The organism is Carboxylicivirga linearis, from assembly GCF_018271995.1.
In the GTDB taxonomy this organism is placed as follows: domain Bacteria; phylum Bacteroidota; class Bacteroidia; order Bacteroidales; family Marinilabiliaceae; genus Carboxylicivirga; species Carboxylicivirga linearis.
The window spans coordinates 1-12,395 of sequence record NZ_JAGUCO010000011.1 but is presented as its reverse complement, the minus strand read 5'-3'; the positions used below and the strand labels follow the sequence as shown (position 1 = coordinate 12,395).

8 protein-coding genes are annotated in these 12,395 nt (G+C 33.0%); 3 read left to right on the top strand and 5 right to left on the bottom strand.

Features of this window, described 5'->3' with window-relative positions; genetic code table 11:
• The first annotated feature begins 237 nt into the window (after positions 1–237).
• Complete coding sequence (locus tag KEM10_RS14045) at positions 238–1,653, top strand: glycoside hydrolase family 28 protein (RefSeq protein ID WP_244825861.1); 1,416 nt, start codon at positions 238–240, stop codon at positions 1,651–1,653.
• Between the two features lie 298 nt (positions 1,654–1,951).
• Here the strand turns inward: KEM10_RS14045 and KEM10_RS14040 are convergent, their stop codons facing one another.
• The 4 genes from KEM10_RS14040 to KEM10_RS14025 form a co-directional block, all read right to left on the bottom strand.
• Entirely contained in the window at positions 1,952–3,571 is a 1,620-nt protein-coding gene (locus tag KEM10_RS14040; protein WP_212216656.1) for a T9SS type A sorting domain-containing protein, read from the bottom strand.
• A 97-nt stretch (positions 3,572–3,668) separates the two neighbouring features.
• Positions 3,669–4,994, bottom strand: a complete 1,326-nt coding sequence (locus KEM10_RS14035) for a fibrobacter succinogenes major paralogous domain-containing protein (RefSeq protein ID WP_212216655.1) — start codon at positions 4,992–4,994, stop codon at positions 3,669–3,671.
• A gap of 117 nt (positions 4,995–5,111) precedes the next feature.
• Entirely contained in the window at positions 5,112–6,977 is a 1,866-nt protein-coding gene (locus KEM10_RS14030; protein WP_212216654.1) for a sensor histidine kinase, read from the bottom strand.
• Positions 6,958–7,623: a response regulator gene (locus KEM10_RS14025; protein WP_212216653.1), complete on the bottom strand. Its 666-nt coding sequence runs from the start codon at positions 7,621–7,623 to the stop codon at positions 6,958–6,960. The genes KEM10_RS14030 and KEM10_RS14025 overlap by 20 nt, the downstream gene beginning before the upstream one ends.
• 216 nt (positions 7,624–7,839) lie before the next feature.
• Between KEM10_RS14025 and KEM10_RS14020 the strand changes: the two genes are divergently transcribed.
• Positions 7,840–8,166: a 4a-hydroxytetrahydrobiopterin dehydratase gene (locus KEM10_RS14020; RefSeq protein WP_212216652.1), complete on the top strand. Its 327-nt coding sequence runs from the start codon at positions 7,840–7,842 to the stop codon at positions 8,164–8,166.
• A gap of 155 nt (positions 8,167–8,321) precedes the next feature.
• Positions 8,322–9,185: a PHP domain-containing protein gene (locus KEM10_RS14015; RefSeq protein ID WP_212216651.1), complete on the top strand. Its 864-nt coding sequence runs from the start codon at positions 8,322–8,324 to the stop codon at positions 9,183–9,185.
• A 41-nt stretch (positions 9,186–9,226) separates the two neighbouring features.
• On the opposite strand, the gene KEM10_RS14010 is transcribed toward KEM10_RS14015, so the two are convergent.
• Entirely contained in the window at positions 9,227–12,118 is a 2,892-nt protein-coding gene (locus tag KEM10_RS14010; RefSeq protein ID WP_212216650.1) for an ABC transporter substrate binding protein, read from the bottom strand.
• Positions 12,119–12,395: the final 277 nt, after the last annotated feature.

Below are 12,395 nucleotides of genomic sequence, written 5' to 3'. Positions count from 1 at the left end.
GATATATATTGGATAAAATTAGGAATGCTAAAAACAAGTGGAATGGAATATAATACTTAATAAATGGACAATAATTTAATTAAAAGTATTTGATGCATGATCTGAAAGTACAGAATTATTAGATTTTGCGATATATAATATGGGCAGGTGCGAAGTACTATCTTACATTAAATTGAACAATTTTAATAGCTATTAGATTATTAGGTTTTTACCTTTAAAAATCCTTAAAACAGTTTTATGAAAAGATTTTTTGTTAAGATTAAAGGCTTACTCATTAAAGAGATAAGAATAAAAATGCTTCTTGTAACTCTTTCTGTATTAATGAATGGTTTGTTGGTTTCTTGTCTGCAAGATAAGAATACTGTATTGTTGAAGAAAGTTCAGGTTGAGGCTCCTTTTGAGATGCCTGATATAACAATTCCCGATTTTGGCAGTTGTAAAGTATTCCCGATTACAGACTTCGGAGCCGTTCACGGAGATAAAGAAAAGACATCGGCAGCTATTGTTCAGGCAATTGCCAAAGCAAATGAATCAGGCGGTGGAACAGTGCTGATTCCTGCAGGTGAGTGGCTGACTAAAACCATTCATTTTAAAAGTAATATAAATTTGCATCTCGAAAAAGATGCGGTTCTCTTATTCTCGGATGATCCGGATGATTATTTGCCGGCTGTTCATACTACCTGGGAAGGTATGGAATGTTATAATTATTCGCCATTGGTATATGCTTACGAATGTAAGAATGTAGCCATTACAGGAGAGGGGGAGTTGAAGGCTAAACTGGATACCTGGAAGGTTTGGTATAAGCGTCCGCCAGCTCACATGAACAGTTTGAAATGGTTATATATGAGAGCTTCGGAATATGCGCCTGTGGAAGAAAGAGTAATGGTGAATGATACGTCTCATCTTCGTCCTCATTTTATTCAGTTTAACCGATGTGAAAATGTGTTGCTCGACGGTGTGAAGATCACCAACAGCCCTTTCTGGACCATTCATCCATATTTGTGTAAAGATGTGGTGTTGCGTAACCTCACAGTGTATGCACACGGACATAATAACGACGGTGTAGATCCGGAGATGACGCAGAATATGCTGATTGAAAATTGCGTGTTTGATCAGGGTGATGATGCCATAGCTGTAAAATCGGGTCGTAACCAAGATGCTTGGCGTTTAGATACTCCTACCAAAAATCTTGTTATCCGAAATTGCAAGGTGAAAAACGGTCATCAGTTATTAGCTGTAGGAAGTGAATTATCTGGAGGTATTGAAAATGTATTTATGGATAATTGCGAGGTAGCTGACGGTGCCAGTATGTTTCATCTGGTGTTTATTAAAACCAATGAGCGACGCGGAGGATATGTGAAAAATATACATGTTAGTAATATAACAGCCGACTCAATGCGTGAAGGATTGTTGGGGATAGAAACCGATGTGTTGTATCAGTGGCGAAATTTGGTGCCTACCATCGAACGACGATTAACGCCTATATCTGACATTTACCTAAAGAATATTAGTGCCAAAAAAGGTAAGTTCGTATCACGTATTCAGGGGCAAGAGGAGTTGCCGGTTAGAAATGTTGTGTTGGAAAATGTGCAGTGTGACAGTATTTCTCAAGCAAACTATTTAAATGAGAATCTGATAAATGATAATCAATAATGTAAGAGGGTATTTTTAAGAAATACAAATGCAGGATACAATTATTTTAGTATCCTGCATCTGAAAATTTAAAAATAGGGTTAGTGTTTATTGATTTTATGTATTTCCTTTTTGTTTGCAGTCGAGGGAATTTCTATAAAATAGATACTCTGATTGCTTATTATTTTTGCTTGTTGTTTAAAGTCCAAATCAAAGATGATATCAAGTAAGATAATATAAAATAATTAAGTGATTTATTAATGAGAAAGGTTTTTTGATAATTGATTCGGTCCACCTCTCATTTGAAGAATACAACAGTTTATTCTTTAACTATTTTAATACTTGTTCCGTCAATGTTAATCATATATATGCCATTGGGCAAGTGCCCTAATTCTATTGATGTTTCATTGGTAGAGGCTTTATATACTCCAATTATACCACCATTTAGATCAAAAATACGGATTGACTCTCCTTCTTTAGTACCTGAAACAATTAGGTTGTTTTTTACCGGATTAGGATAAGTTTGAAACTGAATAGCATAGGTTTCACCTGTATTAGTTGCCATTTGATCTGAGTAATAATAGTCACTTCTGTAAATATATATCCAACTATCTTTATTTGGATTTTCATCATCCCAATCTTCTTCCGCCCAATGGTATACCAGACTATACAAGGTTTGATTGTTTTCATTATATTCAGAAATTTGTTTATATGTGTAGTTTTCTGTCCATGGATCATATGGGCTGTTACGAACTAATTGAACACGTGCTATTTCATTGCCATTATTATCGTACTGTAATTCTACTTTTTGAATAATTTTCCAGGTATCCATTGAGGCGTCTTCTGAAGAGTAATAATAATCCCAATAATTGCTTAAGTAATATGCTAGATACCATTCCTGGTTGTTTTTATCCCAGTTGTATATTATTCTGTTAATTAAATTGTTATTTTCATAATAAGTGGATTCTTTATAATCAGGTATAAAGTCTTGGTCAATAAATTTATAGTATACAATATAGCCTCCATCATATCCAATTTTACTCACAGGAACCCAAACATCACCTTCTTTTATAAATTCAGTATTCGATAAAATGGATCCAAATTCATTATTTTCTCGCTCTGTTTTAGTCAGCCAATCCCATTTATTTTCATCCCAGTGGAAATTAGCCATGATTTTTGTATAATCTTTATCAATACTATAGATGTATCCAACTTTCTTACTGCCTCGGTAGCTATTAATTTCGGAATCCCAATAATATTCAGTACTTGTTAAATCATATCCTTCGTTATCATATAATTGATCAAGTTTACTATAAGGCTCCCAAGTATCATTTCCCCATAAATAGCCAATTCGTTGCTTGATGGTATTACTATTGTTATAATATACAAAGTCTTGCTTTTGAGTAGGGGTAAGCTGTTCTAATTCAGAATCCCAATCGTAAACAGTGGTTGTCAAGGTTGTATTGCCTTCTGAATCAACACCCCATTCTCGTTCTGTTTTATGAGTACATATCCATGAATCTTCCCATTTATATGTTTCATATAAAGTTTGATCTCCGTTTGAATTGTAATCATAGACATATTTGTTGGTATTTAACCAGGCCTTATTTTCAATATCCCAATTATGGTGTTGAATAAGGGTTCTATTCCCGTTTTCATCATACTCATAAATTGTTTTTGAGCGAAAATCTCCATTATCATATGTTCTCACAATACTATCAAGTAACTCAGCTGTACTGTTTGCTGATTTAAGTAAGGTGTTTTTTTTGTCTTGATGAATTTCAGCAGCATTAATTTCAAGTATGGTGTTAGATGCTGATTTCGTATCATTTTCACCAGGAATGAAACCTTTACTTATCTGTTGTGTCCCTTTTTGAGCATTAGATTGCAATGCAATAATGCTAATGATCAGGTAAAATAAGATTGATCTTTTTTTCATATCTCTAAAATGTAAATAGGTTATAAGATTAAAAGCAGGAAATTGTATCGATTTATTTTATGTTATTGAATCGGTTGTTTGATTAATGATGATATTTCTAATCTTTGATACAGCGAACAGATAGTCCATGAGACTTCTGAGTGTCTTCTGTTCCCAATCCATAACTATCAGAGGTTAGATACCAATTGTAGGCATATTGGCTATCTGATTCGGTAAAACTCCACCAAGATGCACCATCAGGACCAGAAAACCCTTCATCATTATAACGAACTCCCACTGATAAAGCCGTAAATCCACTTTTATTGTTTTTCGATAAATCTATGCCGATAAATCCTTCTTCATAATAGTATGATTCCCATTCACGATTGGAAGCTAATGCCTTGGCTACTTTATTCTCATCGGTTGAACCATCATAATTAAACCCATTATTTATCAAATAGGTCAACATTTCATTCCATTCCTTGTCATTTGGAACATGCCAACCAGTAGGGCATGCACCTTGAATCGGTTTGTCACCAACCTGAGTTTCTCCATTCACGGCAGCACCATAAGTATAGAGTGCTCCAAAGTTTAAATCGGCATTATTATTAAAAAAACAGTAAGCTTTGTTTGAATTACTATTCTCCAGATTACTCCAATCATTATCACTGGTAATATTTGGGATAGGAGTTCCATTTGAATAGGTGGTTGTCTTTAAATTTTCTGCCATCCACCATTGATTACCAATCTGAACAATGGGATAGGTGTTATTATCACCATCTTTGCATTCGTAAAGTTCTACATCAATGGTTGTTGATGCTTCAGGTACGTCATTTAATATTGTAACCAGGTTGCCTTGTCTAATTTTCATGGAAACTATATCTTCTGGAGAAATATTTAATACATTTTCTGCCTGCGATGACTTTAAGACCTTTTGAATACTATTTATCGACCCTTCATAGGTAATTTGCCCAACCCCAGATCCTGTTTGTATTACTTTTATATTGTTTCGACTCTCTTCGGTAATTAAGGTAACAATATAAATTCCGGGATTATTGGCAGCAATTTTAAATTGGTTATCCCCGGCACTAAGAGATACGTTTAATGATTGTATGACCATTCCGGATAAACTATTTATGGAAATTATGCCGCTTGTAATACTCTTTGATTGGTATTTCAAAGTTGTACTACTATTGTATGGATTGGACGCAATTTGTAAAGTTTCTGAAGCTGATATACCATCTATTTGAGTTGATACACTTCTTAGAATAATTGCGTCACTTCCTGGTACGGTTATCGTTTCATTAGTAGTTAAGTTAGTAGCTGTAATTTCATCAATGCCTGAAGCATCTCCTCCTGCTGTGAAATTTATTGTATAGTCCTGAGCCTTTGCCAGATTTGGTAATATGACTAGTAAAATTGTAAAAAGATAAAGTTTTTTCATAGTTAGTGTATTAGAATCATAATTTATACTTGTTGTTAAGTCAAAATTAAATCAGTACCTAACCAAGCGCTATCCCCCGAAAGGGGGAAATTACCATAAAAGAGAAAAAAGTTCTGTTTATTGGTCTTGCAGAGGGATTGAAATCAGGATATGTGTTCCTTTTTGAGGCTGAGATGAAATTTCGAAGGTACCATCCAATGCCTGAACGCGAGTCTTCATATTAAATAAGCCGTTTGAGTTATTAGTGTCCACAGTATGAGGATCAAAACCTTTACCATCATCATCAATGGTGAGAATCAATTCGTGGGGGTGCCCTATTAATTGAACCTCCAGAGAGTTTGCCAGAGCATGTTTTTGCACATTGAGTGAAGCTTCTTGTATTATGCGGAATATTTGTCGGGTAATTTCAGCATTTAACTGTTGTGGTAGGTTATTAAAGTATGATTTAGTTGTAATGAATGTGTTTTTCTGAAAATCATTTAAATAAATCTCCAGGTATTCTTGCAAGCTAACTATTTCAAATTCATGAGGAGATAACTCATGTGACATGGAGCGCACATTTTTGTATAGATTATCCAAATCATCATTTACCTCACTGGGTTGGCTTGAAGTGTTGTTAAGTTTGTGTTTAAGTAGTGCCAGTCGGCTGCCCACATTATCGTGCAACTCAGCTGATAATCGGGCACGTTCTTTTTCGCTACCTTCAACAAAGGCAGCCAGTAATTTTTTCTGATGTTCGGCATTGGCAATCAGCAAATCATTTTTGGTTTTATTAATCTGGTGTACTTCAAAAATCAAGGCAATTGAAAAAATACCGAATTCGATTACTGATCCCATCAAAAGTGGGTTGGTTGGAAACCATTCGTAGGGGATATGACCTGCATATGACAGGGCAAATAATATGGCACCTACCAATAATACCAAAACGGCAGACATAAAAAAGTATGCTTTTTGGCGTTGGTATCTTACGCCTTGGATTACAATAATAATCTGTAAACTAAAAGTGATGAGTACAAAGGTGTAGTTGGCAAGCAGATAATAATGTATTGTTAATTGAGCTCCACTTAAAACCCAAAAGATAATGTATACCAACATGGCCCAATAATACACTTTAATGCGTTTAAACAAAACAGGGTGTTTTTGAGGTATGTTAAAATAGGTTGCTCCAAAGTTTAAAAATGAGAATAGCAAAGGAGAAATTAACATTGTATCCAAAAAGCGTTTGATATTTGGGTGGGTAGGATAGAAAAATTCATAGGCAAACCCAAGGTTGTCAAACATAAACCAGGCCATAATTAAGGTATAAAAACTATATGCATAAAAAACCTTCATCCTTAATATCAAGCCAATTAACAAGCTAAATAAGGCGATAAATACCAATCCTCCGAAATACAAATTGTAGAACAATAAATCTTTAGCTTCATTTTTATTAAAGGCTGATTGATCCCAAACTCTTAATGATAAGCTGGTTTCTCTTTCTCTATCATCTATCTTTAGTATGTATGTGTAAGTTGAGTCATAGGGGATAGACAGCTTTTCAATAAAGCGTCTGTTTTCAATATTTCGATGATGATAGGGATAAGCTATTCCTCCTTCAGCTTTTAATTGAATACTGTCATTAAATATTTGATAGAGTTCATATTTATGCAGGTAGTTATTATTTATTTCAAATGTAAAGTTATTGTGAGTCGATCTATTCTTCAATTGAAAATAGATCCATTGGTATTCATTGAAGTTTATTTTATCAAAAGGGCGGTTAATGGTATCGAAAATTGCAATACTTTTTTCAATTGATATATCTTCAACAGAAGAGTATAGTAAATAGTGGTCGTTAAGCGATTGAGTCGTAAATTCTTCTGTAAGATTGATGGGTTGGTTCTTATTTGAAGTAAACTGTGGGGTACACGCAAAAAGTGACACTATCAATAGTATCAAAGGTATTTTCTTACCGACTAAAGTATACTTATAAAAGCTGATGTTCATAGGCATATTTAATAAGTTCGGTAACTTTATTAAGGTTGAGTTTACGAAAAATGTTTTTCCGATGTGACTTTACCGTTTCATAACTAATAATAAGCATTTCAGAAATCTCCTCGGTACTTCTGCCATCAACAATTAATCGAATAATTTCCTTCTCGCGCTGGGTTATTTGAGCTTTAATGGTAAAGGAATCTTCTGCCAATTCAAAAGATTTATTATCAGGTGTCTCAACATTGCCACTGGTGAAAAATGAATCATCTGTAGAGGAGAATATTACCTGCTTTAATTCATCAATGCTCGCTTTTTTTGAAAGGTAGGCATTGGCTCTATTTTCTTTGATTTTTTTAATCAGGTAGGCATCTTCATACATGGTTAAAATGGCTATAACAATTTTAGGAAATCGAAATCTGATATCTTTTAATATTTCCAGACCATTTTTACCTGGCAGGTTTAAATCCAGAAAAAGAACATCAGGATTTAAGATTGACAGTTTATCTGCAATATTTTCACCCGAATCTAAAGTTGCAATGACTTTTACATGATCTATTCCGCTTATTATTTTTGATATTCCTTCTGCAAATAGATTTTGGTCATCAACTATTACAATGCTTTTGGAAACAGGTATAGTATTGCTTTCTGATCTTTCCATTTGAAAGAGATATTATATGGTTAGTTTTGATTAATTGTATAACAGTTTACAATTATGATGGATAATTGTTTTTTGATAGAACATACTATTTTATGAATTCATTCAATTATTTAATGAGTATGCCATATTCATTCTTTTTTTTGATCAAATATTGGTTTAATCGATCCGGTTTTTAAAGTTGAATGACTATTTCATTTTCCTTATCTTTTAATAAAAATGAAAGATTTTATCGATAGAAACTGTGTTCCTTGTAAAGGAGGAATACCCCCGCTGAATGAAGAAGAGGTTACAAAGCGAATGGAACAGTTAGAGAGGTGGAAGGCCGTGAATAATCATCACCTTCAAAGATCTTTAAAATTTAAGGATTTTCAGTCAGCTCTGGACTTTGTTAATCAGGTAGGACAAGTAGCCGAGCAAGAAAATCATCATCCCGAAATCTGCTTTACATGGGGCAAGGTAGTTATCCGTATTTGGACTCATAAAATTGATGGTTTGCACGACAATGACTTTATTTTGGCTGCTAAGATTAATAATCTCTTCTAAACAACTGTAGTTGAGTATTAAGTTAAAAGTTGACTATCTAGTTCTAGCTGCTTTTGTAGGCCGACTTAATAAAAAATTAAATTGACTTACTTATCTGTTTGAGAATCATAATGTATTTTTGCGGCTAGTTTTTTGATTCTTCACAAAAATATATCATGATTGACTTACATGCGCATACAACCATTTCTGACGGAACATTAACTCCCAAAGAGCTTATTCATCTGGCTAAAGAAACAGGTTTGGAGGCAGTTGCTATAACCGATCATGATAGTATTGCAGGACTGGCTGAAGCACAAGAAGAAGCTGATAAGTTGGGAATTACATTAGTAAGCGGAATTGAATTTAGTGCCAAATTTGGTGAAAATCGTTTGATTCATATTCTCGGTTTAGGTATTGATATTCATAATGATGGTTTTGACAAGATTTACAGTAATTACAGGAAAGAAAGATCAGAAAAACTTGCTACCGTCTTTGAAAAGCTACAATCAATGGGAGTTGCAATCGGAATTGATGATGTACAACTCTTTGTTTCGGGTGGATATATGGATAGGCAGGCAATAGCTAAATGTTTGGTTGCTCAAGGTTATACTTCAAGTGTAAAAGAGTCGTGGATAAAATATTTAGATAAGATTGTATACACTGAAGGAGAGTTGATACAACCCGAAGATGCATTCAAAGCTATTCATGCCGCTGGTGGAAAGGCTTTTTTAGCTCATTATCATTTACCTATTGGTTTAAAAGGTTATTCAGAAGAAGAAGTTCAATTAAAATTAAAAGAGCTAAAGGATTTGGGCTTGGATGGCTTAGAGTGTTATTATCCTTCTTTTTCGCAATATGACCAACTTAGATGTGAAAACTATATAAAGGATTTTGATTTTATTAAGTCAGGGGGAACAGATTTTCATGGTGCAAACAGACCTCATATTAAATTAGGTGTTGGAGAAGGAGACTTTAAAGTACCGGATGAATTGCTTGAAAAGATTGTTCCAAAGTTAGAAGTTCTGTTTAGCAAATTCTAGTTATTTTCCTAAAATAAATTGGAACCAAAAGGAAAACCGCTTTAATTCATAAAGTTTTTAGTTCTTAGTTTTTCTTTTTCTACTATAATCCAAGTTGTTTCAAGAAGTAGTCTGACTTGTTGTGCGTAAAAATTATGATACGTGTTGTTTTCACTGGCAACCCAAAATATCGCAACCACTTCTTTATTCTCAAGAATTGGAATTGTTAAAGAATTCAACTTTTTCTCTTTTTGGTTTTGGTCGATAAATGAATATTTAATGCTTTGATCATTTAGTATTACAGGTTCTTTAGTTTGAATAGCATCATATAAACAATTCATCTTGTTTTCTTCTATGTTCAAGGTAAGTTCAAAATCATGCGAAGCATTATTAAGAATTAATACTTTCGAGTTTTGATTGTAATGATATACTGCCCCCAAATCACTCTCAGTAAAGTCAATTATGTTTTTAAGAGTAAAATCTAAGAGATCAGCAATAGATTTAGATTTATAACTTACTATATTCTCAAGCCCCTTAAAGCGTTGGTTTACCTTATTTAATTCTGTGTTTATTTGTTGAAGTTGAATCTCTCTGCACTTTAACTCGGTAATATCCTCTATGTAAATCAAAGTTCTGTCTTCATTTTCAATGGGTAATGATAGGGTAGAGATCAGAACATTTAGCGTTCTGGGGTGATTAGACTGATTGTAAACAGTGATTTTCGTTTCCAATTTATTCACATTTCTTTTTTGCTTGAATGTTTTTTTGACACTGTTTCTAAGATCGCATTGATGACATTCTTCAGAATGCCCACAACCTTTAGGATGTAAAGAGGCCTTTATGCATGAGAGAAAATTACCCGGTTGCTGGTCTAGGGCTTTTGCTAAATCTTTTTGGGCAAGTTGGATTCCTGAATGGTTAATGTTTGTGATTGTTAGGTCGTTGTTTATAATCAGCATAATAACAGGTGATTGATTAAAAACTGATTGAAAGAGTTGTTCCTTTTGTTTTAATTGTTTTAGGCTATTTTTTAGTTCTACGGTCGATAACCTTAAATTAGTTATATCGGTGAAAACAACTGCGAAATATCCCTTTTTGTGAGAATACACGTTTACATTCAAATATTTATCAATTTGATAGTAATATGCACAAAACTGATTGGGAATACCCGTTTTTGCAACATCGCCAAATAATTTAGCCCTTTCTGGATCTAATTGATCAATTTGTTTTACACTATTATTAATAATGGTATCATCCAGATAAGTGAAAGTTTCAAAGAACTTAATATTTGCTTCTTTTATTATATAATCAACTGGGGTGTTATTTTTATCAAATACCATTTTTATTAATGCAAATGCTTCAGACATATTATCAAAAAGCATCCTGTATTTTTCTTCACTTATTGAAATGATTTCATTCGTTGTATAAAGTTCTTCGTTACTAGCTCTTAATTCTTCTTCAATAGCCAATAAATCATTGTTTTTAGTCAATAATTCATCACTTATCGTTTTGTATTTTTCGTATAAGGCTAAATTTTTATTTGCCTGGGTTCTTAGGTTTTCCTCGTATTTATATTGGGCAGTGATATCTTTATGTACACCTATTAACTTAAATACTTTCCCTTTTTCATTTCTCATTAACAGGCCGCGTGATTCGATATTAACATAGGTACCCTTCTTATGCCTTAATCTAAACTCAACTTCATATTTAAGATTGTCTCCTTCAATGAAGCCTTGAACTTGTTGGACTGTTTTTTTCTTATCTTCTGGATGAAGAAGGTTTTCCCAGGTTTGATAACAATTGATTAGCTCATCTTTATTATAGCCCAACATTGATTTCCATCTTTCAGAAAAAAACACTTCATTGCTTAATAAATCCCATTCCCAAATACCTTCGTTCGATGCTTTTAAAACTAATCGGTATCTTTCTTCACTATTCTTAATCTCTTGTTTTTGAATTTCTAATATTTTTAAAGAATTCGAAAGTTCTTCATTTAAGTTTTTTAATTCTTGTACATTACTCCTCAATGCTTGCTTTACTCTTTTTTTCGTTTTATTACTCTTATATAAGAAGATAATTACAACACCTTGAAGAGTGAGAAAAATGCCAATTAAGATTAGTGAATTCTTACTAACTTTATAGAACAAACTAGGAGAATTAATAATGATTGAGTGGCGAGGGAGGTTGTTCTGTGAAATGTTATATTTATTCAATTGGTTATAATCGAAATAGAACTTGTTATGTCCGTGGTTTTGAATAGGAATGTCCTTGATGTTCTTACCTTTGAGTATTTTATAGGTAATATTGGCTGCTTCTTTTCCCATATCCAGATGAGAAACCATTTTTCCTCCTAAAATACCCTTGCCCAATCCATGTTGATACATATGAAATAAAGGAGAAGAAAGGTTAGTTTTAATTAGATGTAAACTTTCATAAAAACTTAAGTTCTGATTTAAACTATCCTGATAAGCAGATATGAGCAGAGTAGGTTCGTTATTAGGGATAAGTCTTAGTTTATTTGCCAATTCTTCAAATGACAAGTGGGATAGGTCTAATGCATTAAAAATGACCTTAGGGTAATGTGATTGGTAGCTTTTTAATAACTTAAAATCACTTTTACCACTTATTCTATTATCAATAATGCAGTGAATTTGTCTAGTATTTGGAAATATGTCAAGCATCAAATCAATGTTTTCTTTTATTGAAATGACTTCGGTTACTCCTGTAATTAATTCATTTTGAATCTGCTGTGTTGCCAGATGATCATCATTTATACCTGTAAATATAATAGGTAGTTGATGAAATAATTCATGTTGGTATTTTAAAGCAAAATGTAGTGCTATGTCATCACTTACAATAACTGCATTGTACTTTTTTCTATTTTGTAATTTGTATTCAATAGATTTATAAAAGTTATGGATGTTTTCTTCTTCCGCATGTCTTTTAGAATCCATAAACTCCACATCTACAATTATGTTGCAAGTGTCAAAAACAGAATGGATTCCATTCATGGCATCCTGAACAGTCGGGAAACTATAATCATATGAATGTATATATAAAATCTTCGATGGTTCAGTAGTTCCGCAAATGATGTTATTTACTAAAAGAATAAAGCAAAAGAACAGAATTGTTCTTAATACATTGTACACTACTTACTTTTTATTTCTTAATATTGCTTAATGGTTCATTTACTGCTCATTAGCTTGTTTTCAATTTCGTTATATTACCCAA